Origin of the sequence: Aeromicrobium marinum DSM 15272 (genome assembly GCF_000160775.2) — a bacterium.
GTDB lineage: Bacteria > Actinomycetota > Actinomycetes > Propionibacteriales > Nocardioidaceae > Aeromicrobium > Aeromicrobium marinum.
Genome location: NZ_CM001024.1, coordinates 2,847,994 through 2,872,612, shown reverse-complemented (window position 1 = coordinate 2,872,612; position 24,619 = coordinate 2,847,994). Strand labels below are relative to the sequence as shown.

Below are 24,619 nucleotides of genomic sequence, written 5' to 3'. Positions count from 1 at the left end.
CGGGCTGTGGACGGTCACACCTATGCTGGGGCGATGAGCCGCGCGGCCGCGTTCTTCGACCTCGACAAGACCATCATCGCCAAGTCGAGCACCCTGGCGTTCAGCCGCCCCTTCTACGACGGCGGTCTGCTCAGCCGCCGGGCGGTCCTGCGCAGCGCCTACGCGCAGTTCGTCTTCGCGATCAGCGGCGCCGACCACGACCAGCTGGAGAAGATGCGCGCGTACCTCACCGAGATGGTCTCGGGGTGGGACGTCACCGTGGTCCGCCAGGCGGTCGCCGAGACACTGCACTCGATCATCGACCCGCTGGTCTACGACGAGGCGGTCGCGTTGATCGCGGCGCACCAGGCGGCGGGTCGTGACGTCGTGATCGTCTCGGCGTCCGGCATCGAGGTGGTCGAGCCGATCGGCGCGATGCTCGGCGCCGACCACGTCATCGCCACGACCCTCGAGGTGGCCGACGGTCGCTACACGGGGGCGATCGAGTTCTACGCCTACGGGCCGCACAAGGCCACCGCCATCACCGAGCTGGCCCAGCGGCGCGGGTACGACCTGGCCGCGTCGTACGCCTACTCCGACTCCGAGACCGACGCCCCGATGCTCGCGGCCGTCGGTCATCCCTTCGCGGTCAATCCCGACAAGGCCCTGCGCAGGATGGCCGCCGAGCACGGCTGGCCGGTGCTCACCTTCGCCCGGCCGGTCGCCCTGAGGCCACGGCTGCCGCTCGACGGCCGGGTGGGCAGGGCGGCCGCGGTGGCGGTGGTCGCCGGGGCACTCGGCGGCGTCGCGGCCTCGGTCGTGCTGCGCCGCCGGATCCGGATCCGCAGCACCTGAAGGGTTGTGTGATCCGGGTCACATGAGGCATGGTGGAGGAACAACACCACAGACGGCCCAGCACCCAGGTACCCACGCGGCGACCACCCGTCCTACAGGGCAGTCGCTCCCGGATTCACCGATCCCTCGCCGGATCACGAACCGGGACGACCATGACGAAGTGCACGCCTGGTAGCCAGGTGAGCTGGACCCCGGCGGCGTCGACCACACGGTCGGCGCCGCCCCTTTTCTGCCGCAGCGCCGCTAGGCCAGCGGGGACGCCTCCGCACCGCGGGTGAAGGCGGTCGACGCGTACATCAGCCACTGGTGCACGCCCGCCGGCTCCCCGCCCGCGTACGCGGCGAGGGCCGAGCGGTACCCGGCCGGCTCGGCCGCGTGACCGGCCTCCGGCACGGTGACCGACGCCGGGTCCACCCCCTTGGCGACCAGCAGGAGGCGTTCGGCGGCACGGCCGACCACACCGTTGTGGCTGGCGAAGGCCCCGGCCGCCACGATCTCGGCGTGCACGAGGGCCGCCACGACCAGTCCGGGGGCCTGCGTCGGTCGGCCGAGCATCTCCGCGAGCGACGTCAGCCGCCCGACGCCGGTGGGGTCGACGGGCCGGCCGAGCTCGGCATCGGGCACCGAACCGGCCGCGGCGAGCGCGTGCATCCGCGCCAACGCCTGCACCGGGGACCGGTTCCAGGTGGACAGCAGACCGAGCAGCTGCGACGACAGGCGCAGGGCCGCCCGGGCGGTCGCGTCGCCCTCCCCCGCCGCGAGGTCGTCCGGGTCGACGATGCTGCCCTCGAGCCGCGCCGTGGCTGCGGCACCCTGCAGCAGCGAGCGCGACGTGTCGTCGGGGGTGGACCGCCGCAGCCCCCGATCGCGCAGCAGGGAGTCGATGCCGTCGCGCGCGGCGGCATAGGTCGACGGGATGCCCTCGAGCGAGGCGGCCGAGATGAACGGGTCCGGCGGCAGGGGGCGGCCGGGGCCCGGGGGTCGTGGTGCTGACACGCCCGAAGCGTACCGACCGTCCCAGCGAGCGGCGGGTAGCCTTCGAAGCGTGAACGACGACCCCGCCGACCGCATCGCCAAGTGGCTCGTCGGCGAGCGCCTGGCCTGCGTGCTGCACCTCGGGGACGGAGCTCTCGCCTACCGGCTGAGCGCCCAGGGCCACGAGGTGGTCGTGGCCGGGGACGACGTCACGGTGGCCCGCCACCCCCAGGTCCAGTACGTCCGCACGGCCGGTGAGCGCCTGCCGTTCGTCGCCGACTCGTTCGACGTGGTGCTCGTGCCGGACCTGCGCGAGGCGCCCACCGCCCTGGCCGAGTACGCGCGCGTGCTGCGACCCGACGGGCTGGTCTCGACCCTCGACCGCACGCACGACGAGTCCGTCCCGTGGGTGCGCAAGCTGCGCGGGATCGTCGGCGAGGCGTCCCCCCGTGTGACCGGCGTCGACACCTTCGGCGCCTCCGGGTTGTTCCACGAGGCCGAGAGCGAGGAGTTCGCCGCGTGGGAGCAGCTCGACCTGGCGGGTCTGCTGCAGTTCGTGCGGGCGACCCGGCCCGGGGTCGACGACGCCACGCTGGCCCGGGTGCGGGAGCTGTTCGACGCCAACGCGTCCGGCACCGGGTTCCTGCGGCTGCGCCACCGCACGCACGGACTCCGCGCCCGGGTGGACAAGTCCTCCATGACGCCCGACGCACCGCCGCCGGACACCCTCCTGCTCGACTTCAGGTGAGCAGGTCGTCGACCGCCCGCAGCACCGTGGCCGGGGGGATGTCGATGTCGGCCTGGATCTTGTTCATCGGGTCACCGGGGCCGTGCCGCTCCGCGCCCTCGGCCACGAGGTAGCGGTACTCCACGCCCGGGATCGCCTGGCAGATCGACCAGTAGCAGGCGTTCACGTAGTCCGCGGCGAACATCTCCAGCACGCGGGTGCCGGGCTGCACGAACAGCAGGTTCGTGAGGGCCGCACCGTGGGGAGCCACCACGACCTCGGCCGCGGAGAACGTGTCGATCTGCTCCTGCGGCGTCAGACCGCCCGGCTCCACCGTGACGAAACCCCGCTCGGCCAGCCCGGCCACGATCTCGTCCTCGTGCTCCAGCCGTCGGGTGTTCGGCACCTGACCGCGGGTGACGTACAGCCGGGTGCGGGGGGCGTCGTCGCGCGTGGGGGTCAACCGTGACCGCAGCCAGTCCACCGTCCAGCGCGGAGCGACCTCCGACGGGTTGGTGAGGCACGGCACGACCAGGTGGTCGGCGCGCACCGCCCGGTGCTTGCCGGTGGCGATGACCTGATGGTCCCCCAGCCCGGCCAGGTCCAGCAACGTGCGCTGGTAGGCGGCGGTGGCGGGCACGTACAGTGCGTCGACCGTGCGCCCGGGCATGGTGGCCTCGAACACCCCGAAGCGTGGCAGCACGTCGGTGAGGAAGTGGTAGTAGTTGCTGCTGCCCCCGCGGGTCGCCAGCGACACGACCGTGCCCTCCACGTGCTCGACCTCCGGCAGCCGGCGTCGCAGGAACAACGGGTGCTCACGCCAGCCGCGGATGCCGAAGTACTCGCTGGTCTCGTAGTCCAGGGTGCCGCCGGGCGTCAGGTTGGCGCCGTAGTCGCCCACGACCGTCCCGCCGGCGATCTCCAACGACGCCAGCGGCGGCACGTCGTGGACGGCACGGCGGCGGAAGACCCAGTGGGCCGGCGGCTCGCCCACCGCGTCGGGGTGCCGGATCGCCTCGCCGTCGCCGACCCGGTGGATCGTGACGTGCTCGGGTTCCAGCGCCCGGGTCTGGTCCATCGACACCGTCCCCCGGGCCGGCAGGGCACGGTCACCCTGCAGCCAGCGGGTGTGCCGGCCGACCAGACCGGACCACCAGGAGGCCAGGCGGTGCAGCCGCTTGACCAGCGGCCACAGCGGCTGCAGGCGGGCGGGGAGTCGCGTCATCGGGTGCGGTCAGGCCGGGGGCGCCAGCGGGTCGCGCGAGAGCCACGCCATGCCCAGCCCGGTGCCGAACTTCTGACGGTGCACGAGGGACAGACCTGCGGAGTCGAAGAAGGTCTCGAGCTCCTCCCAGGAGTGTCCGGGCAGGTTGTGGTACTCCATCACGACGCGCCGGACACCGGCCCAGTCGCCCGGCTGCGAGCCCAGCACCATGTCGTACTCGCCGCCCTCGGTGTCCATCTTCACGAGGTCGGCCGACCGGCCGCTGACCTGCAGCACGTCGGCCATCGCGACGCTCGGCACGGTGACCCGGCGGGTCTCGGTGTCCAGGTGCAGCACGCCGTTGTGGCCGCTGGCGGCGCCGTTGTCGGCGAGCTCCAGGTGGCCGGCGACCGCCTGCACGGCGAGGTTGTTGCCGTGGACGCGGTCACCCAGGTGGTTGTCGGCGATGTTGCGCTGCAGGTAGGCCGCCGTCGACGGCGAGGCCTCGTAGGCGTCGACCCGCGCCCCGGGGTGGCGGCGGGCGAAGGCGACGGAGAAGCAGCCGATGTGGGCGCCGATGTCGAGCGCGACCGGCTCGGGGCCGAGGTCGGCGGTGAACCAGTCGAGCCGGTACTCGTCCTCGACGAAGATCTCGTACACCGGCACCCGCGCGCCGGGGCGGTTGGGGATGGTGGCGACGGCACCGTCGCGGGTGCGGAAGGTGATCTCCTCGGGCTTGCCGGTGACCGCCTGGCGGGCCATGTCGACCAGCAGGCGGGGGCCGTTGTCGAAGCCGCCGACGGTCTGGCGGACCCGACGGAGGGCGAAGGTCAAGCTGCGGGCCATGGAAGGGCCTTCCTACGGGGGCGAGAAGCGGTGCCATCGTACGACAGCCCGCGCGCCGATCAGGACAGGTACGACTCGGACTCGGCGACACCTGTCGTGATGCGCCGCACGTCCACCGCGACCATGGTGGCGATGAGGTCCTCGAAGCTGGTCGTGGCCGACCAGCCGAGCTCCCGGCGCGCCCGGCCGGGATCACCGCACAGGGAGTCCGCCTGGGTCGCGCTCCACAGGTGGGGCATCATCTCGACGTGGTCCTCGGCGTCGTCCCGGCCGACCGACGCGAAGGCGGCGTCGAGCATGTCGCGCAGGGTGTGGGTCGTCCCGGTGGCGATGACGTAGTCGCCCGGGCGGTCGTGCGCGAGGCTGAGCCGCATCGCCTCGACGTGGTCGACGGCGGCCCCCCAGTCGCGCTCGACGTCGAGGTCGCCCAGGGCGACCGGCGCACGGCCCCCGCACGCGGCGGTCGCCGCCGCCCGGGCGATGCGCCCGGCGACGAACTGGTGACCCCGGAACGGGCTCTCGTGGTTGAACAGGATGCCGTTGCAGGCGAACAGGTCGTGGTGCTCGCGGTAGCTGATCACCAGGTGGTGCGCGGCGCTCTTGGCGACCGCGTACGGGGTGCGGGGACGGTGCGGGGTCTCCTCATCGAGCGCCCCCTGGACGCGTGACCCGAAGACCTCCGCGCTGGAGGCCTGGAAGAACCGCACGTCGCTGGAGTTCTTGTCGCGGTGGCGCAGCAGCGTCTCGAGCATCTCGGCCACGGCGACCAGGTTGGTGCGAGCCACCAGCTCGGGATCGGACCAGCTGGCGCCGACGGCGCTGAAGGCCGCGAGGTTGTAGACCGCCCGGGGCGAGAAGCGGCTCAGCAGGTCGCCGAAACCGGTGGTGTCGAGCAGGTCGTGGTCGACGACCTGCACGCCCGTGAGGTACGGCCCCATCCGCGCGATCGACGACAGGCCGGGACGCACCGTGCCCACCACCCGCCACCCCTCGGCCATCAGCCGCCGGGCGAGGTACATGCCGTCCTGGCCGGAGACTCCGGTGATCAGGGCGGTGGGCGGGGACGACGTCATCGCATCGAGGCCGCGTCGTCCGCGGGTGGCCGTCGGACGCCGCGGTCGGACCGGGCGGCCACCACCGGCAACAGGAACGGCAGCGCCAGCACCGCCCAGATGTAGCGCTCCCAGATGAGGGACGTGAGCGGCGCGATCGTGATGTAGGCGACCGCGGGGATGGCCAGCAGGAGGTGCCGGCGGCCGATGACGAACGACTGCCGGAGAGTGGCCAGCAGGACCAGGACGAAGAAGGTCACGGTGAGGATGCCGCCGGCCGCGGCGATCTGCAGGTAGACGTTGTGGGCCGCCAACGGGTCCCCGAAGCCGACACCGAAGATCGGGCTCGAGGTGAAGTCGTTGACCGCGACCTCCCGCAGCATCTGCCGGTCGAGGTCCGACGGGGTGGCCGAGCTGTTGCCGAGCAACCGGCCGAGGGCGTTGTTGCCGTCCTCGCCCTCGGTCACGGCCCGACCCACGAAGTAGGTCGGCGGGATCGACAGACCGAAGATCACCAGGGCGGTCCGCACCGAGCGGTCCAGCAGCACGTACACGACCACCGCGAGCGCGAGGACCACCAGGGCGGCCCGCGAACCGCTGAACCACACCCCGCCGGCGTTGACCGCGGCCGCGAGCACCAGCCACCCGTGCCAGCGACGGGAGGCCCGGCGCAGGAGGTACGGGATCACCGCGAGGGCCAACAACGAGCAGAGGCCGAAGATGTTGGGGTGCAGGGTCAGTCCGACGTAGCGGCCGTAGATGGAGTCACCGATCGTGACCGCCTCCAGGACGCTGGCGCTCGCGCCCGCCACGTAGGCCAGGCCCAGCCACACCGCCATCTGCTCACCGGGACGCCACCAGGCGAACAGCAGCGGCAGCGCGAGCACGCCGATGACGAGCCGGGCGACCGAGAACAGGCTGAGCAGAGGGGTCGGGCTGATGATCGCCGCCACGGTGGCCATGGTCACGAACCCGACGGCCGCGAGCAGGAGCAGCGCCTGTGCCGAGAAGGGCCGGGTGATGAGCACGGGCACCAGGAGCATGGCGCCCACCAGCAGCACCAGGTCGGACAGCGGGAGCACCTCGGCCCCGGAGGAGAATCCGACGCTGCTCGCCGGCGCGAGGGCGAAGCCGATCAGGAACAGCAGGACCGCTGCGCGCTCGAGACCGACGAGCATCACCACGACCAGCAGGGCCACGGCACCGAGTGCGAGCGCCGCCCCGATGACGGACCTCGTGCCCAACGGCAGCATCGTGGCCAGCAGGGCACCGGTCGCCAGGACAGGGGTCAGGGCGTGGACGACCCCACCGATCCGACCGCGCTGGGCCCGCGACTTGTAGGGCCCCCGCGGAGCCCGGTCCGAGACGGCCCGCTCGAGGACCTCAGCGTCGAGCACGACGCCCTCGGCCGCCGAACTTCGGGGCGGGCGGCTCCTTCTCGGTGACGCCGTACCCGTACCCGTAGCCGTACCCGTAGCCGTAGGTGTCGGGTGAGCGGCGGGGGGTGCGGTTCAGCACGACACCGAACAGTCGTCCGCCGACGGCCTCGACGCGGGAGACGGCCAGCCGGAGCTGCTCACGGGTCGTGGACCCGTGCCGGACGAGCAGCAGGGCACCGTCGACCTCGGTGATGAGGATCGAGGCGTCGGCGACGGGGAGCATCGGGGGCGCATCGATGATGACGGTGTCGTAGCGGTCGCGCAGGGTGGAGAGCAGGTCCCGCATGGCCTGGGTCTCGAGCACCTCGGCCGGGTTGGGCGGCATCGGTCCGGTGCCCATGAACCGGACCCCGCTGGGGTGCGGCTGGATCGCCTCGTCGATCGTGCTGCGGCCCACCAGGACCGTGACGATGCCGACGGAGTTCTCGAGCCCGAGCCGCTCCGCGACGTTCGGGTTGCGCATGTCGGCGTCGATGAGCAGCACCGAACGTCCCGCCTGCGCCATCGACAGGGCGAGATTGGTCGCCACCATCGTCTTGCCCTCGTTGGGCACCGCGCTGGAGACCAGGATCGCGTGGCGCCTGGCGTCGAGGTTGGCGTACTGCATGTTGGTCCGCAGCACCCGGAAGGCCTCGGACAGCGGACCCTCGGTCTCGGCGGTCAGCGGGTCCTTCTTGACCTGCGGGTCGTACGGCAGGGTCGACAGCACGGCGTTGCCGGTGATGGCCTCGACGTCGTGCCGGGACTTCACCGTGCGGTCCAGCAGGTCCTTCAGCACGGCACCGGCGATCGCGATGAACAGGCTGAGCAGGACGCCGACGCCGATCGTGATCGGGATGTTCGGCGACACGGGTTGGTCGCTGAAGCTGGGCTCGCCCGCCACCCGGGCGGCGATGGCTGCCACCCCGTTCGGGTCGGCGGGCCGCTCGAGCCGGGTCACCAGGTCGACCAGCTCGGCCGCCTCCGCCTCGGCGATCTGCTGCGCCATCTCGGGGGTGGGCGCCGTGGTGTCGATCTGGATCGTCTGGGTGCCGACCACGACGCTCGACGTGACGCGGCCGGCCAGCTCCTCGAAGGTCATGTCGAGGTCGAGCCGGTCGACGACGCCCTGCAGGACCGACGGATCGGTCGCGAGGTCTGAGTACGAGGCGACCCGCTGGGTCACGATGAAGGACGCGGCGAACTCCGCCTGGCCACCGGTGGGGGTGGAGATGAAGAGCTTGACGCTGGAGCCGTACTGCGGCGTCCACACCGCCAGGATGGCTGCCGTGGCCGCAAGACCGAGGATGAAGGTGACCGCGCTGAACTTCCAGCGCGCCCTCAGACCCGACACGAACTGCTGCAGATCCACAGACATCCCCTTGCTGAACCGGACCACCCGCGGTCCGGGGCGGCGTGGTCGAGTGTATGCGAGTCACCTCGGCGGCACCGGGCACCACCACCGGGACCGCGTGCCGGACCGTCACGTCGGCCGCTCAGCGTCGTTATGCTTCCTGATGCGCCCTCCGACACGTCCTGACCGGCTGGGCACCCACACGACGATCTTCGGGAGTGTTCGATGACTGTTCTGGTGACCGGAGCCGGTGGCTTCATCGGCGGCCACCTCGTAGCCCAGCTGTTGGCCGACGGCAAGGAGGTGCGCGCCGTCGACGTCAAACCGGAGAAGGAGTGGTACCAACGCTTCGACGACGCCGACAACCTGGTCGCCGACTGCTCGCTGCTCGACGACGCCCGCCGCATGTCGGAGGGCACGACCGAGATCTACAACCTCGCCGCCGACATGGGGGGCATGGGGTTCATCGAGAACAACAAGGCCGAGTGCATGCTGTCGGTGCTGACCAGCACCCACATGCTGATGGCCGCCCGCGAGGCCGGCACGCAGCGCTTCTTCTACAGCAGCTCGGCGTGCGTGTACGCCGGGGACAAGCAGACCGACCCGAACGTGACCGCCCTGAAGGAGTCCGACGCCTACCCGGCCGACCCCGAGGACGGCTACGGCTGGGAGAAGCTGTTCAGCGAGCGGATGGCCCGGCACTTCCGTGAGGACTTCGGCATCGAGACCCGGGTCGCCCGCTACCACAACGTGTACGGCCCCGAGGGGACGTTCGAGGGCGGCCGCGAGAAGGCCCCCGCCGCGCTGTCGCGCAAGATCGCGGAGGCCAAGCTCAGCGGCAACCACACGATCGATGTGTGGGGCGACGGTGAGCAGAGCCGCAGCTTCATGTACATCGACGACTGCGTGCGCGGCACGAAGGAGATCCTGGCCGGCGACAACATCGAGCCGGTCAACCTCGGCTCGTCCGAGCTGGTCACGATCAACCAGATGATCGGGATCCTCGAGGAGATCGCCGGCATCACCGTGACCAAGCAGCACGACCTGACCGCTCCGCAGGGCGTGCGTGGTCGCAACAGCGACAACACGATGTTCCACGACATCTACGGCTGGGAGCCGTCGATCAGCCTGCACGACGGACTCGAGAAGACCTACGCCTGGATCTTCGACCAGCTGTCCTCGCGATGACCGACCAGTCCCGCGCCAACCGGGTGCGGGAGACCGCCAAGCTCGTGATCCGGCGGACCCTTCAACGGGCCGACCTGGAGATCGGGCGCGGCTCGTACGCCAGCCGGTTGGTGCGGACCCTGGACTCCCGCGGCATCGACACGGTGCTCGACATCGGCGCGAACGTCGGGCAGTACGCCACCCTCACCCGCAGCGCGGGTTTCGGCGGGCGGATCATCAGCTGCGAACCGCTCAGCGGCGCCTACGCCGAGATCAGCCGGCGCGCGGCGCACGACGACCGGTGGACCGCGCTGAACGTGGCCGTCGGGGCGGAGCCGGGCACCGCGACGATCAACGTCTCGGAGAACTCCTACTCCTCCTCCCTCCGCGACATGACCTCGGCCCATCTCGACGCCGCTCCGCAGTCGCGTTTCATCGCGACCGAGGAGGTGCCGGTCACGACCGTCACCGAGATCGTGACGACCCACGGCGTGGACCCGTCCCGAGCCCTGCTCAAGATCGACACCCAGGGGTTCGAGGGCGAGGTCCTGCGCGGCGCCGGTGACCTGATCGGGCAGGTGGCGGCGATCCAGCTCGAGCTGTCGTTCGTCGAGCTGTACGCCGACCAGCTGCTCTTCGACGAGCTGGTGGCGCAGATGGCGGCCGACGGCTACCGGATCCAGCAGCTCGAGACCGGGATCTCGGACGCGTCCGGGCGCATGCTGCAGGTCGACGGACTGTTCGTCCGCCGCGCCGACGACTGACCGTGCGCCGGGCGCTCGTCACCGGGGTCACCGGCCAGGACGGCTCCTACCTCTGCGAGCTGCTGGTCGCCCGCGGCTACGAGGTGCACGGGCTGGTGCGCCGGCCGCCCGTCGCGGGCCCGACGCCGGTGCAGCTTCACGTCGGCGACCTGGGGGACGTGCAGGGGCTGACCCGGCTGGTGGCGGCGGTCGACCCGCACGAGGTGTACCACCTCGCCGCCCAGAGCGACGTCGGGAGGTCGTTCGAGCAGCCGGAGCTGACGCAGGCCACCAACGCGACCGGCACGGCCCACCTGCTCGAGGCCCTCGACAACGCCGCGCCGGGGGCGAGGTTCCTCCTGGCCTCCACCGCCGCGATGTTCGCCTCGTCGCCCCACCCGCAGGACGAGGACGCCCCGGTCGACCCCCGCTCGCCCTACGGGGCCAGCAAGGCCGCGGCGCACCGCGCGACCACCCTGGCCCGGGAGTCCCGGGGCCGGTTCGCGGTCGCCGCGATCCTGTTCAACCACGAGTCCCCGCGGCGCGCCGGGACGGTGGTCACGCGGCGGATCGCGCGGGCCGCGGCCCGGATCGAGGCAGGCGCCACCGACCCGCTCGAGCTCGGCCGGCTCGGATCGGTCCGCGACTGGGGGTGGGCGCCGGAGTACGTGGAGGCCATGTGGCGGATGCTGCAGGCCGACACCCCCGCCGACCTCGTCCTGGCCACCGGGGAGGGACACACCGTCGCCGAGTTCTGCGCGGCCGCCTTCGCCCATGCGGGCCTGGAGTGGACCGACCACGTGCTGCACGACGCCGCGCTGGACCGACCGGTGCCCGACGACTCCCTGATCGGCGACCCGGCCCGGGCCCGGAGCACCATCGGGTGGCAGGCGCGGACCCGGGCGCTCGAGGTCGCCCGGCTCATGGTCGACGCCGAGCGCGAGGCGCTCGAGCGGCCGCGGCGGTGAGTCAGTCCTTGCGGCGCAGCCAGAGCGACGACGGCGGGTTGGCGTCCTCGGTCAACGGCGTGTAGTCGGGCAGCAGCCCCGTCAGCACCGACTCGTCGGCGTGGCGGATCATCGGCGTCGACAGCAGGACCTCGTAGGCGGAGTTGAACGTCAGGAAGGTCTGCACGACCATCGCCTCGTTCCAGTACACCGGCCAGCGCTCACCGAACAGCCACGTGTCGGCGGGGTACGGGCCGTTGAAGGGGAAGTGCACGTCGTGGATGTGCACGAGCACGCCCGGCTTGAGCCGCGGCAGGACCTCGAGGAACAGGAACGCCACGTCGCTGTCGATCTTGAGCGCGTGGGAGGAGTCGATGAACAGCAGGTCGCCGGACTCGAGCGCCTCGAACGTCGACAGGGGGACGTCCTGCACGAAGCCCTCGACCAGCTCGAAGTCGGGCAGGGTGCGCAGCGCCTCGAACGGGTACGGCTCGATGCAGGTGATCTGCAACGGCCGGCCGTCCTCGGCGTTGCGTCGCGCGGCCAAGGAGGCGTAGTACGTCGACAGGCCGGACCCGACCTCGAGGTAGCGGGCCGGGCGGTGCTCCCGCAGCATGTAGTAGAGCGTGCGGGAGTCCAGCTTCGGGTAGCCCGGCCCGAAGCCGCGCCGGGTGTTGGCCAGGTAGTCGCCGGTGTCCGCGGCGTACTCGGCCTCCCACCGCTGCACGAGGCCGGACAGCGTCTCGGACATCGAGGCCACGTCGGCGTCGACGCCGACCAGCTCGCTCGGCCGGTCCCACCGGGCCCGTGTCTGCTCGATCTCGGCCAGCACCGGCAGGGTCGAGTAGTAGTCGGCCTTCTTGACGACGTTGTAGCCCAGCGCGCCGAACACCCGCTGCACCCCGCGGATGCGCGCGCGACGGGCTCGGAACACCAGCCGGTCGAGCCCGCGGACCGCCGCGGAGGGCAGGACCCGTGCCACGCGCTGCTTGGCGGAGGGCGTCGGGGGCGTCGGGGGCATGGAGACGGTGCTCACCGGGTGACTGGCCATGGGGATGATCGTACGGAACCCGCGCCGCGGTCCGACGTCAACCGTCCGAGCCGAGATCGGAGAGATGCGACTGGGTGCCGGCCCAGGCGTCGATCTCCCGCGCGAGCGCCTCACCGATGCCGCGGTGCAGCACCGGCGAGTAGTGGAACCCGTCGGGCTCGGCCAGCCCCATGTCGCCGTCGGCGTACTTCTCGGCCAGGGGCATGACGGGGAAGAGTCGCACGTGGTCGAGCCCGATGCGTTCGACCATCGCCGCGAACTCCCGGTTGACCAGCTCGATGCGGCGGGCCATGCCGGGGAACCATCCGGTGACCCGGGGGCCCGGCGGCAGGACCTCGAACACCAGGACCATCGGACTCCCGACCTGCTGGACCCGGTGCACGTACTGCTCGATGTCGGCCGCGACCCGGCGTGCCCTGCGGACCCCCACGTGGGGACCGACCACGCTGTCGACCTTCGCCTGCAGGTGGGCCAGCCCGCGCCAGACCGGTCGCACGACGAGCCGGCGGTACAGGCGCCGCCCGCGACCGCTGCGGCCCTTCAGGCTGTTGCCGTGCCGCTCGAGCCAGCGGGGCAGGAACAGGTGCACCGACTCGTAGTGCCCGTAGGTGAGGACGATGACGTCCGGCGAGTACCCGAGGACCTCGCGCTGCCAGGTCCGCAACAGCCAGGACGCCTTCTCCGAGGTCATGGTGATGGCCCGGACCTCGGCGGCGCGACCGGCCTCCAGCAACTGCTCCTCGATGACCCGCGGGAAGGCCATGTCCTGCCGTGGCCCGCCCATCCACGAGATCCAGTTGACGGTGGACGGACCCTTCACGAGCACGCGGACGGGGAGCGGGCGGGGCGTCGGCACTGAGCCTCCATCGGTCGGGGTTCGGATCACCTGGGCGACAGGGAAAGTATGCTGCACCCGTGACCGACGAGGGTGGAGCAACCCCGGCTCCGCGTGGTCCCGGCACCGCGCGCACCGCCGTCGTCGTCATCGTCGGGACCTTCGGTCTGCAGGCGCTGACCACCGTGACCGGCATCGTCACCGCACGCATCCTCGGCGTCGAGGGTCGTGGTGTCGTCGCCCTGGTGTTCGCGCTGAGCCTGCTCGCCTCGCAGCTGACCTTCGGCGGCAGTCTGCCGACGGCGCTGGCCAAGAACATCGCCGAGCGCCGGGTCGCCACGCGCGACGGGCTGCGGGGGATCGTGCGACGTCGTGGCTGGCTCGTGCTGATCCCCGCGGTGGCCGTCGCCGGCGGACTCGCCTGGCTGTCGCGCGACGACCCGTCGACCGACACCGTCGCGGTGGCCGCGATCGTGCTGGTGCTGACCCTGCAGACCATCGCCTCCCGGCTGCTGATCGCGGCGCTCCAGGGCGAGATCAACGCCCTGGAGCGGATGGTCGTCGTGGCGCTCGTGCCGCACGCGCTCTACGTGCTGGTCCTCGGCACCGTCTGGGTGGCCGGCTGGTCGTGGAGCCCGGAGGCGGTGCTGGCGGCCTTCATCGGCGTCTCGACCGTCGGCCTGCTCGTCGCCGTGCTCGCCCTGGCTCCTCCCACCGGCCGCGCCGAGGACGCCCTCGACGAGTCCCGGCTGTGGACCGACGCCCGCCAGACCTACGTGAGCAGCGTGCGACCGCTGGACAGCATCGGGCTCGACCGGATCCTGGTCGGCGGTCTGCTCGGCAACGCGGCTCTGGGTCTCTACGCCTCGGCCATCGCCGTGGCCAACCTGTGCGGGATCGTCGGCAACGCGGTGGCGATCATCGTGCTGCCCCAGGTCGCCCGCAGCCATGACGACCCGGCCGCCCAACGAGCCGTCGCCCGCCGGTGGATCGGTCTCACGGTCGTGTTCGTGGCGCTGGTCGTCGTCGCCCTGCAGGTCGTCGTCGAGCCGGTCATCCGGCTGGCCTTCGGCGAGGAGTTCGTCGGAGCCGTCGAGGTCGCGAGGTGGCTCATCGTGGCCGACGGCTTCTTCGGGGTCCGGAAGGTGCTCATCGCCGTGCTCCAGGGTCAGGGGCGCGGCACGACGGCCTCCTGGATCGAGCTCGCCCTCACCCCGGTGCTCGCGGCCGGAATCGTCGTGGCGTCCCTGGCCGACGAGCTGCCGGCGGTGGGCATGTCGATGGTGGTGGTCGCGGTGCTGAGCTGTCTGGCCCTCGGGGTCGCGGTGCGGCGGACCCCACGGGTGGTCAGCTCGTGAGGCCGCCGTCGACCACGATCACCTGGCCGGTCAGGTAGTCGTTGCGCGGATCGGTCAGGAACTGGCACACCCGCGCGATGTCGTCGGGGTCGCCGAGCCGTCCGGCCGGGGTGCGCCGCACGATCTGGTCCATCTGGCCCTCGTCGAGGCCATGGCTCATCTCGGTCCTCAGGTAGCCGGGGGCGATGCCGTTGACCGTGATGCCGCGGGATCCCAGCTCGCGGGCCATCGACCGCGTCAGCCCGTCGAGCGCGGCCTTGGTGGCGCTGTAGACGCCGAGCCCGCGGTACCCGGACCGGCCCACGATCGACGAGATGTTGACGATCGAGCCGGACCGACGGGCGAGCATCCGCCGGCTCACCAGGCGCGACATGTACAGGGTGCCCTTGATGTTGAGGTCGACGACCACGTCGATGTCCTCGTCGCTGGCCATCCCCAGGATGCCGTCGCGGGCGACACCGGCGTTGTTGATCAGCACGTCCACCCGGTCCCAGCGGTCGATGACGGCGTCGACGAACGCCTTCGCGTCGGCGGAGCTGGAGAGGTCGGCCGGGGCGAACAGGAAGTGGTCGGGGTACTGCTCGCGCCAGGCCTCGACCTCGGGGGTGACCGAGCGCGCGCACGCCGCGACCCGGTCGCCGGACGCGAGGTAGGACGCGACGATGCCGGCGCCGAGGCCCCGGCTGCCGCCGGTCACGATGACGATCCGGGGTCCGGTCCCGTTGGTCCCGGTTCCGTTGGTCTCAGTCCCGTTGGTCTCAGTGCTCACTGGTCTGTCTCCTGACGATCTTGCTGCCGGCGGTGACGATGTCGTCGACGAAACGGATGCTGCGCGGCCGCGCTGCCGCGGGGAGATCCTCGCACGCCGCCCGGATGGCGGCCTTCAGCGCCTGCTGGTCGGACCCCGGGGCCGCCACGACCTCCAGGGCGACGATCGCCCCGGTCATCGGGTTGGGACGCCCGTGGACCCGCGCCATGTCGACGCCGGGCACGGCCGACACCCGCTCCTCGATCGGCAGGGGGTGCACCTTGACGCCACCGACGTTGATGATCTCGGAGGTCCGGCCGCGGAACAGCACCCGGTCACCGTCGATCTCGACGCGGTCACCGGTGGGCCGCCAGGCGTCCGCGTCGACCGGTGGCTCGCCGTAGTAGCCGAGCATGCCGGCCCGCGAGCGGATCCACAGCTCGCCGTCGACCACCCGCATGTCGACGTCGGCGTCGTCGCCACGGTCGAGCACCGAGACCGACAGTCCGGGCCGGCCGTCGCGCATGGACCCCGTGGAACCGAACTCGCTGGCGGCGTACACCTGCGACACGGCGGCGTCGGGGAACGTGCGCCGCAGGTCCTGCAGGAGCGGTCCGGGAATGGCCTCGCCGCCCAGGGTCACCTGCTGCAGTGCCGGGACCGGCCCCCCGTCGGAGCGCATCTCGGCCAGCAGGAACCGCCAGTACGTCGGCGTGGCGCTGGCGTGGGTGACGCCCAGCGCGCGCATCGCCGCCAGACCCTCCAGCGGACGCCGGGGAGCCGGGGCGACCAGCGTGGCACCGGCGGCGAACACGTGCAGCAGCACCTGCAGTCCGGCGAACTGGTGCAGACCGTAGGCCAGCAGCCAGCGCTCGCCCGCGGCCGGCCGGACCCGAGGGGTTCCGCGCAGCAGCCGGCTCCAGTCGTGCCGCACCCCGCGGGGCGCACCGGTGGTCCCGGTCGTCAGCACGAGGTGGGGTCGGGCGTCGACCGGCGCCCGGTCCGGCGCCCGGTCGTCGGTGCCACCGACGAGCACCGCCGAGGCGAGGACCCGGGCCCCGAGGTCGGCGAGGTCGACACGGTCGGTCACGAGGACGTCGTGGTCGAACCGGCCGAGCAGCTCGGCGACCTCGGAGGGCTCGGCCGGCGGGTACTGGCACGCCTCGACACCGGCGAGCGCGGCACCGGCCACCAGCGCGACCACCACGTCCGCGTCGTGGTCGACGATCGCGAACCGGGTGATCCCCTCGGCCCGCAACGCCGCAGCAACCCGGCGGGCGTCGGCGGCCAGCTCGGCGTAGGACCGGCTGCCCGCGTGGGTCACGATCGCCGGGCGGTCCGGGTCAGCCCCGGCGATCCGGTCGATCAGTTCGTACAAGGGGGGTCAGGCCTGGGCGCCGGCGCCCGCGTAGAAGGCCAGGATCTCCCCGAGGGTCTGCGGCATCTCGCCCGTGGAGTACGGGTCGCTGCCGTGGACGTCCTCGAGCATCGCCGACAGCTCGGCGGTCTCCAGCGAGTCGAGGCCCGCCCCGTCGGCGTACAACGGGGTCTCGGGCCCGAAGTCGGCGGGGAGCTTGCCGAGCTCGGTCAGGAAGTCGACGACCGTGGTCTCGATGGCGGCGGCCGTGGGGCTCATGAGTCGCTCATTTCTCGTGGCGGGTCCGGGGCTGTCCGCGGGGCGCGGTGACGGGGCCATCCTGTCATGTCGGCCGGGTGGCGGAGATCAGCCCGTACCCGAAGGTGCCGTCCCGCCAGAACTGCTCGAGGATGTCGCACGAGCGGACGAAGGCGGTGTGGCCCTCGGTGCCGATCAGCTCCACGACGGCGTCGTGGTGCAGGTCGGCGTTGGCGCGCCAGCGGTCGAACGTCGGCAGGGTGAGGGCCGTGAGGTCGTCGACGCGGTCGACGACGAGCCCGTGGGACTCCGCCAGCGCCGCGTAGTCGTCGAGGGTGCGGAAGTGCGCGTCGCCGAACGCGTCCCGCAGCACCGCGAAGTCGACCCGACGCTCCCGCACCTCGGCGAAGCCGATCTCGCGCCACCGCACGAGGTCGCACAGCACGAGCCGGCCGCCGGGGCGCAGCACCCGGGCGCACTCGGAGACCAGGGCGTCCTTGTCGCGCATGAGGTGTGACGACTCCAGCACCCACGCCCGGTCGAACTGCGCGTCGTCGAAGCCGTTGTCGGTGCCGTCGCGCTGCTCGAAGGAGACCCCGGACAGACCGAGGTCGGCGGCGCGGGCCCGAGCGGTCGCGACGCCGACGGCGCTGGTCGTGATGCCCACCACCTCGACGCCGTGGTCGGTGGCCAGCTCGCACGCCGGTGCACCGGAGCCGCAGCCGACGTCGAGCACCCGCAACGGGCCTCCGTGCGGGGCGGGGTCGGCGAGCCGGCCGCCGTCGATCATCCGTGCGGTCAGCGCCCGGGTGGCGACGGGCAACGGCTCGTCGCCGGAGTCGAAGACTCCGTAGTGCAGCTCGTCGCCGAGGAGCAGCTGCCAGGCGGCCGTGATGCGGTCGTAGTGCGGTGCGGGGTCGTAGCCCACCAGGTCGTCGTTCATGAAGCCGCCTCCCGGGTGCCGACCCGGCGGGCGGGCGAGCCCATCACGACCGCGTCGTCGGGCACGTCGGACAGCACGACCGCGTTGGCACCCACCATGGCGTTGGTCCCGATGCGCACGCCGCCGACGAGCACGGCGCCCGCACCGATGACGGCCCCGTCGCAGATCGTGGGGAACTCCTGCTCCTGACCGGGCTTCGGGTCGTAGTGCCGGGCCGCGCAGGTGACCCCGCCGGCGAAGGTCACGTCGTCGCCGATGACCAGTCCGAAGCCGATGGTCGTGCCGACCGGGTGCACCATCATGAAGCCGCGCCCCACCTGCATGCCGGCGCCGAAGTCACAGCCGACCAGCACGTTGGCGGGCGTCCGCAGTGCGTGCGCCAGGTTGACCCGGCCCGACCTGAACAGGCACTGCTGGGCGCGCAGGATGATCGAGGCCAGCAGCCCGGGGGTCGACGGCAGACGCAGCAGGACGTGCAGCCAACCGGCCTTGCCACCCGGCCGGTACCGCGCGTAGTCGGAGAGGACGAGCTGGCTGAAACCGAGCTGGTCCGAGGCGGTGGGAACGGACGATTTCGACACCGCACGAACGCTACTACAGCCGCTCAGGCCGCCGGGTCGGCTCGGACGAACACGCCGTCGATCTGCAGGATCTCCCCCGTGGGCGCCGCGTAGCCCTGCTCGAGCCCGACCATCCGGAACCCGTGGTCGTACGCCCACGAGACGGCCTCGTCGATCAGCATGCCGCCGCCGTAGAGCGGCACGAGCGACAGCTCGAGCTGGAGCCCGACGCAGGCCGCGACGGTGTCCGCACCTCCCGCGAGCACCTCGCGCTCGAAACCCTGCGTGTCGATCTTGAGGAACGGGCGCCGGTGACCGGCCACCACCTCGCGGGCCTCGTCGTCGAGCCGGGCGACGGTCACGGTCTCGGTCCCGACGTAGGTCACCTGCGGTGCGGCGTCGACGTGGGCGTCGAGCATCGGCAGGATCGAGCTGCTGGTGCTGTTGGACGCCACGTTGATGACGACCTCCCCGGCCTCCTGCCCCAGCGCGACGTTGCGGGCCGTCCACCGGGGGTCGCCGGCGATCACGGCGCCCAGGTCGGCGAAGGGGGTCGACAACGGCTCGAAGGACACGATGTCGCCGGTGTAGCCGAAGGCTCGCAACGACGAGCCGTAGCCGCCGCCGGCGGCGCCGACGTCGAGGACGAGGTCGACCCCGTGGCGGGTCAGCACCGACTGGCGGCGCACCGCCGAGTGCCGACGCAGCTCGAAGCCGCGGCGGCCGAGCCGGGTCGCGACCGCGGCCACCACGCGGTGTCGTGCGCTCATCGGACCGTCTCCTTCGATCGCCAGTCACCCTTGTGCAGCCGCGACTCCAGCTGTTCGTGCAGGTTCTGGGCCCAGATGGTCGGGGACAGACGACTGCCCAGGGCGCGGCTGCCCGCCGACATCGCCGCGAGCCGGGTCGTGTCGACCGAGGACATCCGGACCATCGCCTCGGTGAGCGCCTCGGTGTCGCCGGCCGGCACCGTCCAGCCGTTGAACCCGTCCTGCAGCAGGTGCGGCACCGCTCCCACCCCGTCGGAGCAGATGACCGGGAGCCCGGCCACGGCGGCCTCGTGGACGACGACGCCGTACCACTCCAGGTGCGAGGGGAGCAGGAAGCACGACGAGGTGTGCATGAGGTCCGCGAGGTCGGCCGGCTGCACGAATCCGTGCATGCGGACCCCCGGGACCCCCTCGAAGGCCGTGCGGAGCGGACCGTCGCCGGCGACGTCGAGGTCCCACGGGTCGTCGACCAGCTCGCGGTACCGGCGGTAGGCCTCGGCGAGCTCGGCCGGGGCCTTGTGCCAGATCAGCCGCCCGGTGAACAGGAACCGGCGCCGGCCGGCGAGCTCGGCGGTGTCCCGGGCGCCGCGGTCGAACTTCGGCGTGTCGGCCGAGTTGGCCCCGCGGATGATCTGTCGACCCTCGAAGCCGATCCGGCGGGCGAACAGCTCGGACCGCTCGCCCGGCACCCAGGCGGCATCGAACAGCGGGAGCACGTAGAACCGGCCGGCGAGGAGGCCGGCCCACTGCTTGAGGCTGCCGTGCCAGAAGTTGCTGGTGAAGATCACGCGGAGCGCCCGGCCCCGGTAGCGCTTCATCGCGGCGCGGTAGCCCTTGCCGTCCCAGGACCACATGATGACGACGTCCGGGTCGAAGGCCTCCAGCACGGGCAGGAGCTCGTCCGGTGTAGGCATGGCGTCGTCCCAGACGAGCCGCTGCACCGTGCGGTTGAAACTGTCCTCGCCGAAGGGCGCGAACGGCATCGACCCGGGATGGACCAGCAGCAGGTCGTTGCCCAGCTCACTCAGCTGCTGGAAACAGGTGTCCTGGTAGGCCGTCAGGCCGGTCATCAGCACGGCGACGCGCAACGGACTCCTCCTCGATCGGGCTGGCCACCGGACGATATCAAGAGCGGACGCCGAGGACGCTCTCGGCGAACGTCTCGGCGGTCGCCGGGGGCACGCTGCCCTGCCTCGGCGCGTCGGGGTCACGCGCCAGCGCCCGGCCGATCGCCGCACCGATGGCGTCCCGGTCGAAGGTTGCGGACTCGCCGCCGTCGGTGGCAGCCACCTCGCGCGCCCTGACCTGCGACCCGGCCGTGACCACCGGCACGCCGGCGGCCAGGGCCTTGCCCATGATCCCGCTGGGACCGTTGTTGGTCATCACGAGCGCCGCGACGTCGCACGCTGCCACGAGCTGGTCGAGGACGTCGTTGGGCAGGAACCCCGCCCGCACGTGCACGCGGGCGCGGTCCTCGGGCGCGAGTCCGTCGACCCAGGCGGCGACGCCCTCGGACAGACCGCCGGCCAGCAGCAGGTCGGCGTCGACGCCGGACGACACGATCGCGTCCCACACCAGGTCGGGGTGCTTGCGCTCGGAGACACCCCCGCAGATGCCGACGATGCGCCGGTCCACCGGGAGTCCGTGGGCCTCGCGCCAGGCCTCGCGGTCGCGGGCGCTGGCCGTGCAGATGGCGGGGTCCCGTGCGCGCTTGACGATCCACCCGACCGTCATGTCGTCGCGACCGGCGAAGCCGGCCACCCGGTGCAGCGAGCCGGTGAGACGGGCCACGACCGCGAGGACGGCCTTCGGCGCCCGCAGCCGCCACCCGACCCAGTCGGTGATCCGCAGCTGCGCCGGGTAGCGGGTCAGCATGAACACGATGCGCGGCCGCCGCCGCAGACCGAACGCCCGGGGCAGCTCGAACCACCAGCGCTTGAGGGCCTGGTCGGCGTCCATCAGCACCACGGTGTCGACGTCCTCGCTGCGGCAGAGACGATCGATCTGCCGGGCGATCTCACCGATCGGCGGGTACACGTCGGTGAACACCTCCTCGACCCGGTGGTCCAGGTGTCCGAGGTACTCCCGGTAGGCCGGGTCGTCGGTCCCCCCCACCGAGGTGAGCACCAGCACGTCGGAGCTCCGCGCGGCGACGGCGGCGACATTGGCGACGGCCTGCGAGCGATGTCCGCCCGGGTACGGCTCCACGAGCACGGTGAGGCCCATCAGGCGGGACCCCCGCCACAGGTGTCGAGGTGTTCGGGCATGGGCCAGAGGATAGTCACGCGACCGCACCGGTCGGGTAGCGTGGCCGCCGTCCGACCCAGACCCCGGCCCGAGGAGATCGCGACATGGCGTGCGACTGCTGCGGATCCACCACGTGGCTCCCGCTGTTCACCGAGAACGGGGTCCGGCTCGGCCAGTGCCCCGACTGCGACCTGCTCTCGATCGACGACATCCCGGCGCCGGAGCGTCGCATGACCGAGATGGAGGCCGGACACTACGCCGGTTCGCAGGAGATCGTCGGCGCCAGCAAGCAGAGCGCCTCCGAACGGATCCTGGCCGACCGGTTCCGCGGCTACGTCGACCTCGCCCGCCGGCACGTCGACGGCGGCGCGTGGCTGGACATCGGGTGCGGCGCCGGCCTGCTGATGGGCCTGGCCCAGGAGGCGGGCTACACGGCAGAAGGCATCGAGCTCAGCGCGGACCGGCTCGCCACGGCCCGCCGCCTGACGGGAGCCCCCGTGCACGGTGTGCCGGTCGAGGACGTCGGCTACCCCGACGCCAGCTTCGACGTCATCAGCATGATCAACGTCTTCTCGCACCTGATCAGCCCGACGCAGACCTTCACCGAGCTGGCCCGGATCCTGCGGCCCGGCGGCGTGGTCGTGATGGTCACCGGCGAGATGACCGCCGGCGTGGAGCAGGGCGACATGCTGCACTGGAGCCTGGGCGACCACCTGTACTTCCTCGGTGACCGCACCATGGACCGCTACGCCGCGAAGATCGGCCTCGAGGTCGTCCACCACTCGCGCCGCTGGCTGCCCGACGAGATGTTCAGCCGTGAGTGGCTGCGCATGAAGGGGCGGTCACGGGCCAAGAACGCGGTCAAGACCACGGTGCGGTTCACTCCCGGCGGCCTGGCCGCGCTGCGGGCGGTGATGCTGCGGCGTCAGGCCGACAGCTCGGCCCACACCAGCGAGTTCGTGCTGCGCGTCCCCGCCTGAGCGAGGGTCAGCGGGTCGCCTCGACCGACAGCTGCGCGCCGCCCTCACTGGTGCGCTGGTCGAGACCGTCGAAGTCCGGATGCTCGCTGGAACCCGTGGGGGTGCGGACGACCGAGTGGAACCCGGCGCGCTCGAGCTCGACCGTGAGGGTCTCGAGGTCGTACATGTAGCCCGCGTGGTGCCCGAACTCCCCGATCGGCACCCGCAGCACGTCGATCGGGTGCTCCACGTGCAGGCCGAGGGCCCGGTAGTGCTGAGCGGCGGCGCTGTCGAGCGCGGGCGCTCCGGACAGGTACATCTCGACGTGGGCGCGGACGTCCGGGGTGATCAGGCGGATCACGCCACCGGGCTGCAGGCACCGGTGCGCCTCGCGCAGCATGGCACGGGTCGCCTCCAGGGGCAGGTGCTCGATCACGTTGTCGGAGTACACGTGCGAGACCGAGGCGTCCTCCAGCGGCCACCGCACGGTGGCGTCGAGGTAGTTCCGGGTGACCGCGTTGACGTTCGTGACGACCCAGCCGGGTCGCTGCACGAGCCCGCCGATCTCCAGCTTCAGCGGCCGCGGGGCCTTCGCGAGCACACGGCGGGTGCGCGCCTTCGCCAGCGGCGTGTTGGCGGACATGACCAGCGGACGGACGACCTTGCGCAGCGTGGGATTCACGGATCAGGAGACTACACGTCACCGTCGTCCGGCGGACCGCTCCGACGTAGGGTTCTGGAGTGAAGTTCCTCAACGACCTGCAGCCGCAGCACGACCTCACGTACAACGACGTGTTCATGGTCCCGAACGCCTCCGACGTCGCGTCGCGGTTCGACGTGGACCTGTCGACGCCCGACGGCACGGGCACCACGCTGCCGCTGGTGGTGTCGAACATGACCGCGATCTCCGGCCGACGCATGGCCGAGACGGTCGCCCGCCGCGGAGGCATCGCGATCATCCCGCAGGACATCCCCGTCGAGGTGGTCGCCGAGACGGTCCGGCGCGTCAAGGACGCCCACGTCCTGTACGACACGCCCGTCACCGTCGATCCCCGCATGACCATCGGCGAGGCGCTCAGCCTGATCCCCAAGCGGGCGCACGGCGCGGCGGTGGTGGTCGACGGTGGTCGACCGGTGGGCATCGTCACGGCTCGCGACGGTGCCGAGGTCGACCGGTTCGCCCAGGTCCGCGAGGTCATGTCGACCGAGCTGTTCACCGTCGAGGCCGACCAGGAGGCCCGCACCTACTTCGACCTGCTGGCCGCGCGGCACGTCGACCTCGCGCCGGTGGTCCGCGACGGCGCCCTGGCCGGCGTGGTGACCCGTCGGGGCGCCTTGCGGTCGACCATCTACACCCCGGCCACCGACCCCGACGGCCGGCTCGTCGTGGGCGCCGCGGTCGGGATCAACGGCGACGTCGCCGCCAAGGCCACCGCGCTGCTCGAGCTCGGCATCGACGTGCTGGTGGTCGACACCGCCCACGGTCACCAGCAGAAGATGACGCAGGCGCTTCCGCTGGTCGTCCGGGCGCGCGACGAGCACGCCGGGCGGACCGGCCGGCGCATCCCGGTCGCCGCCGGCAACGTGGTGTCGGCGTCCGGCACGCGGGACCTCGTCGCGGCCGGCGCCGACATCGTCAAGGTCGGGGTCGGCCCGGGCGCCATGTGCACGACCCGGATGATGACCGGCGTCGGCCGCCCGCAGCTCTCGGCGGTGCTGGAGTGCGCCGGGGCAGCGGCCGAGCACGGTGCGCACGTCTGGGCCGACGGCGGGGTCCGGTACCCGCGCGACGTGGCGCTCGCGCTGGCCGCGGGCGCCGCCAACGTGATGATCGGCTCGTGGTTCGCCGGCACGCACGAGAGCCCGGGCGACCTGCGGTACGGAGCCGACGGCCGCCCCTACAAGGAGTCGTTCGGCATGGCGTCGTCGCGCGCTGTGGCCAACCGGACGCGCGACGCCGCCGGCTTCGAGAAGGCGCGCATGGCGCTGTTCGAGGAGGGCATCTCGACCTCGCGGATGTTCCTCGACCCCGAGCGCCCGGGTGTCGAGGACCTGATCGACACCATCACGGCCGGTGTCCGGTCGAGCTTCACGTACGCCGGCGCCCGCACCCTCGGGGAGTTCAGCGACCGGGCGGTGGTGGGTCTGCAGAGCTCGGCCGGCTACGACGAGGGACGGCCCCTGCACGCCTCCTGGTAGGGCGCGCGGTTCGTTCCTCGCCGCTCCAGCGACTCCGTCGCTGCCGGGCTCCGCCCGGACGCCTGCC

At 72.1% G+C, this 24,619-nt stretch carries 25 protein-coding genes; 8 read left to right on the top strand and 17 right to left on the bottom strand.

The annotated features are described in order from the left end of the window. Positions 1-33: 33 nt before the first annotated feature. Positions 34-834 (top strand): HAD family hydrolase, encoded by an 801-nt coding sequence (locus HMPREF0063_RS14460; RefSeq protein WP_040320320.1) that lies wholly within the window; start codon positions 34-36, stop codon positions 832-834. 243 nt (positions 835-1,077) lie between these two features. On the opposite strand, the gene HMPREF0063_RS14455 is transcribed toward HMPREF0063_RS14460, so the two are convergent. Next, a complete protein-coding gene (locus HMPREF0063_RS14455) occupies positions 1,078-1,830 on the bottom strand; it encodes a Fic family protein (RefSeq protein WP_007079442.1) in 753 nt (250 codons plus the stop codon). A 49-nt stretch (positions 1,831-1,879) separates the two neighbouring features. On the opposite strand from HMPREF0063_RS14455, the gene HMPREF0063_RS16010 reads away from it, so the two are divergent. Next, entirely contained in the window at positions 1,880-2,557 is a 678-nt protein-coding gene (locus HMPREF0063_RS16010) for a class I SAM-dependent methyltransferase (protein WP_050760975.1), read from the top strand. Here HMPREF0063_RS16010 and HMPREF0063_RS14445 read toward each other — a convergent pair. The 5 genes from HMPREF0063_RS14445 to HMPREF0063_RS14425 are packed head-to-tail and all read right to left on the bottom strand — an operon-like array spanning position 2,550 to position 8,428. Further along, the gene (locus HMPREF0063_RS14445; protein ID WP_007079440.1) at positions 2,550-3,761 is read right to left on the bottom strand and encodes a glycosyltransferase family 61 protein; all 1,212 of its coding nucleotides are present in this window, start codon (positions 3,759-3,761) and stop codon (positions 2,550-2,552) included. The genes HMPREF0063_RS16010 and HMPREF0063_RS14445 overlap by 8 nt on opposite strands. Before the next feature lie 9 nt (positions 3,762-3,770). Then, positions 3,771-4,586 carry an FkbM family methyltransferase gene (locus tag HMPREF0063_RS14440; protein WP_007079439.1) on the bottom strand — a complete coding sequence of 272 codons (816 nt, stop codon included), beginning with the start codon at positions 4,584-4,586 and terminating at the stop codon, positions 3,771-3,773. A gap of 59 nt (positions 4,587-4,645) precedes the next feature. Next, positions 4,646-5,659 carry a GDP-mannose 4,6-dehydratase gene (locus HMPREF0063_RS14435; protein ID WP_007079438.1) on the bottom strand — a complete coding sequence of 338 codons (1,014 nt, stop codon included), beginning with the start codon at positions 5,657-5,659 and terminating at the stop codon, positions 4,646-4,648. After that, the gene (locus HMPREF0063_RS14430; RefSeq protein WP_007079437.1) at positions 5,656-7,035 is read right to left on the bottom strand and encodes an O-antigen ligase family protein; all 1,380 of its coding nucleotides are present in this window, start codon (positions 7,033-7,035) and stop codon (positions 5,656-5,658) included. The genes HMPREF0063_RS14435 and HMPREF0063_RS14430 overlap by 4 nt, the downstream gene beginning before the upstream one ends. After that, a complete protein-coding gene (locus HMPREF0063_RS14425; protein ID WP_050760974.1) occupies positions 7,022-8,428 on the bottom strand; it encodes a tyrosine-protein kinase domain-containing protein in 1,407 nt (468 codons plus the stop codon). Before HMPREF0063_RS14425 ends, HMPREF0063_RS14430 begins: the two co-directional genes overlap by 14 nt. 207 nt (positions 8,429-8,635) lie before the next feature. Between HMPREF0063_RS14425 and HMPREF0063_RS14420 the strand changes: the two genes are divergently transcribed. From HMPREF0063_RS14420 to HMPREF0063_RS14410, 3 genes are read left to right on the top strand one after another with little or no spacing between them, the layout of a single operon-like run. Beyond that, on the top strand, positions 8,636-9,598 hold the full coding sequence (locus HMPREF0063_RS14420; protein ID WP_007079434.1) for an NAD-dependent epimerase/dehydratase family protein: 963 nt from the start codon (positions 8,636-8,638) through the stop codon (positions 9,596-9,598). Continuing rightward, positions 9,595-10,341 (top strand): FkbM family methyltransferase, encoded by a 747-nt coding sequence (locus HMPREF0063_RS14415; RefSeq protein WP_007079433.1) that lies wholly within the window; start codon positions 9,595-9,597, stop codon positions 10,339-10,341. Before HMPREF0063_RS14420 ends, HMPREF0063_RS14415 begins: the two co-directional genes overlap by 4 nt. Before the next feature lie 2 nt (positions 10,342-10,343). Further along, positions 10,344-11,288, top strand: a complete 945-nt coding sequence (locus HMPREF0063_RS14410) for a GDP-mannose 4,6-dehydratase (RefSeq protein WP_007079432.1) — start codon at positions 10,344-10,346, stop codon at positions 11,286-11,288. Between the two features lies 1 nt (position 11,289). On the opposite strand, the gene HMPREF0063_RS16005 is transcribed toward HMPREF0063_RS14410, so the two are convergent. Further along, positions 11,290-12,318 carry a class I SAM-dependent methyltransferase gene (locus HMPREF0063_RS16005; protein WP_007079431.1) on the bottom strand — a complete coding sequence of 343 codons (1,029 nt, stop codon included), beginning with the start codon at positions 12,316-12,318 and terminating at the stop codon, positions 11,290-11,292. A 37-nt stretch (positions 12,319-12,355) separates the two neighbouring features. Beyond that, a complete protein-coding gene (locus HMPREF0063_RS14400) occupies positions 12,356-13,174 on the bottom strand; it encodes an SGNH/GDSL hydrolase family protein (RefSeq protein ID WP_156794147.1) in 819 nt (272 codons plus the stop codon). A 59-nt stretch (positions 13,175-13,233) separates the two neighbouring features. Here HMPREF0063_RS14400 and HMPREF0063_RS14395 point away from each other — a divergent pair, with 59 nt between their 5' ends. Then, on the top strand, positions 13,234-14,511 hold the full coding sequence (locus HMPREF0063_RS14395) for a lipopolysaccharide biosynthesis protein (RefSeq protein ID WP_007079429.1): 1,278 nt from the start codon (positions 13,234-13,236) through the stop codon (positions 14,509-14,511). On the opposite strand, the gene HMPREF0063_RS14390 is transcribed toward HMPREF0063_RS14395, so the two are convergent. The 8 genes from HMPREF0063_RS14390 to HMPREF0063_RS14355 form a co-directional block, all read right to left on the bottom strand. Continuing rightward, complete coding sequence (locus HMPREF0063_RS14390; RefSeq protein ID WP_007079428.1) at positions 14,501-15,280, bottom strand: SDR family NAD(P)-dependent oxidoreductase; 780 nt, start codon at positions 15,278-15,280, stop codon at positions 14,501-14,503. The genes HMPREF0063_RS14395 and HMPREF0063_RS14390 overlap by 11 nt on opposite strands. Beyond that, the gene (locus HMPREF0063_RS14385; protein WP_007079427.1) at positions 15,270-16,637 is read right to left on the bottom strand and encodes a class I adenylate-forming enzyme family protein; all 1,368 of its coding nucleotides are present in this window, start codon (positions 16,635-16,637) and stop codon (positions 15,270-15,272) included. The genes HMPREF0063_RS14390 and HMPREF0063_RS14385 overlap by 11 nt, the downstream gene beginning before the upstream one ends. A 6-nt stretch (positions 16,638-16,643) precedes the next feature. Next, on the bottom strand, positions 16,644-16,895 hold the full coding sequence (locus HMPREF0063_RS14380; protein WP_007079426.1) for an acyl carrier protein: 252 nt from the start codon (positions 16,893-16,895) through the stop codon (positions 16,644-16,646). A gap of 64 nt (positions 16,896-16,959) precedes the next feature. After that, positions 16,960-17,817, bottom strand: coding sequence for a methyltransferase domain-containing protein (locus tag HMPREF0063_RS16000; RefSeq protein WP_007079425.1), 858 nt, complete (start codon positions 17,815-17,817; stop codon positions 16,960-16,962). After that, positions 17,814-18,398, bottom strand: a complete 585-nt coding sequence (locus tag HMPREF0063_RS15995) for a serine O-acetyltransferase (RefSeq protein ID WP_007079424.1) — start codon at positions 18,396-18,398, stop codon at positions 17,814-17,816. Before HMPREF0063_RS15995 ends, HMPREF0063_RS16000 begins: the two co-directional genes overlap by 4 nt. A gap of 23 nt (positions 18,399-18,421) precedes the next feature. Further along, a complete protein-coding gene (locus HMPREF0063_RS14365; protein ID WP_007079423.1) occupies positions 18,422-19,147 on the bottom strand; it encodes an FkbM family methyltransferase in 726 nt (241 codons plus the stop codon). Next, entirely contained in the window at positions 19,144-20,235 is a 1,092-nt protein-coding gene (locus HMPREF0063_RS14360; protein ID WP_007079422.1) for a glycosyltransferase family 4 protein, read from the bottom strand. The genes HMPREF0063_RS14365 and HMPREF0063_RS14360 overlap by 4 nt, the downstream gene beginning before the upstream one ends. A gap of 37 nt (positions 20,236-20,272) precedes the next feature. Further along, on the bottom strand, positions 20,273-21,373 hold the full coding sequence (locus HMPREF0063_RS14355) for a glycosyltransferase family protein (RefSeq protein WP_040320319.1): 1,101 nt from the start codon (positions 21,371-21,373) through the stop codon (positions 20,273-20,275). Between the two features lie 125 nt (positions 21,374-21,498). Between HMPREF0063_RS14355 and HMPREF0063_RS15990 the strand changes: the two genes are divergently transcribed. After that, positions 21,499-22,374 (top strand): class I SAM-dependent methyltransferase, encoded by an 876-nt coding sequence (locus HMPREF0063_RS15990; RefSeq protein WP_007079421.1) that lies wholly within the window; start codon positions 21,499-21,501, stop codon positions 22,372-22,374. A 7-nt stretch (positions 22,375-22,381) separates the two neighbouring features. Here HMPREF0063_RS15990 and HMPREF0063_RS15985 read toward each other — a convergent pair whose 3' ends face one another. After that, the gene (locus HMPREF0063_RS15985; protein WP_050760973.1) at positions 22,382-23,035 is read right to left on the bottom strand and encodes a class I SAM-dependent methyltransferase; all 654 of its coding nucleotides are present in this window, start codon (positions 23,033-23,035) and stop codon (positions 22,382-22,384) included. Between the two features lie 59 nt (positions 23,036-23,094). Between HMPREF0063_RS15985 and HMPREF0063_RS14340 the strand changes: the two genes are divergently transcribed. Further along, positions 23,095-24,552 carry a GuaB1 family IMP dehydrogenase-related protein gene (locus HMPREF0063_RS14340; protein ID WP_007079419.1) on the top strand — a complete coding sequence of 486 codons (1,458 nt, stop codon included), beginning with the start codon at positions 23,095-23,097 and terminating at the stop codon, positions 24,550-24,552. Positions 24,553-24,619: the final 67 nt, after the last annotated feature.

What these genes read in the sequence shown, in the direction of transcription:
- HMPREF0063_RS14460 (WP_040320320.1), top strand. Translation starts at nt 34, where the DNA reads ATGAGCCGCGCGGCCGCGTTCTTCGACCTCGACAAGACCATCATCGCC.
- HMPREF0063_RS14445 (WP_007079440.1), bottom strand. Translation starts at nt 3,761, where the DNA reads ATGACGCGACTCCCCGCCCGCCTGCAGCCGCTGTGGCCGCTGGTCAAG.
- HMPREF0063_RS14440 (WP_007079439.1), bottom strand. Translation starts at nt 4,586, where the DNA reads ATGGCCCGCAGCTTGACCTTCGCCCTCCGTCGGGTCCGCCAGACCGTC.
- HMPREF0063_RS14435 (WP_007079438.1), bottom strand. Translation starts at nt 5,659, where the DNA reads ATGACGTCGTCCCCGCCCACCGCCCTGATCACCGGAGTCTCCGGCCAG.
- HMPREF0063_RS14420 (WP_007079434.1), top strand. Translation starts at nt 8,636, where the DNA reads ATGACTGTTCTGGTGACCGGAGCCGGTGGCTTCATCGGCGGCCACCTC.
- HMPREF0063_RS14415 (WP_007079433.1), top strand. Translation starts at nt 9,595, where the DNA reads ATGACCGACCAGTCCCGCGCCAACCGGGTGCGGGAGACCGCCAAGCTC.
- HMPREF0063_RS16005 (WP_007079431.1), bottom strand. Translation starts at nt 12,318, where the DNA reads ATGGCCAGTCACCCGGTGAGCACCGTCTCCATGCCCCCGACGCCCCCG.
- HMPREF0063_RS14380 (WP_007079426.1), bottom strand. Translation starts at nt 16,895, where the DNA reads ATGAGCCCCACGGCCGCCGCCATCGAGACCACGGTCGTCGACTTCCTG.
- HMPREF0063_RS16000 (WP_007079425.1), bottom strand. Translation starts at nt 17,817, where the DNA reads ATGAACGACGACCTGGTGGGCTACGACCCCGCACCGCACTACGACCGC.
- HMPREF0063_RS14365 (WP_007079423.1), bottom strand. Translation starts at nt 19,147, where the DNA reads ATGAGCGCACGACACCGCGTGGTGGCCGCGGTCGCGACCCGGCTCGGC.
- HMPREF0063_RS14355 (WP_040320319.1), bottom strand. Translation starts at nt 21,373, where the DNA reads ATGGGCCTCACCGTGCTCGTGGAGCCGTACCCGGGCGGACATCGCTCG.
- HMPREF0063_RS15990 (WP_007079421.1), top strand. Translation starts at nt 21,499, where the DNA reads ATGGCGTGCGACTGCTGCGGATCCACCACGTGGCTCCCGCTGTTCACC.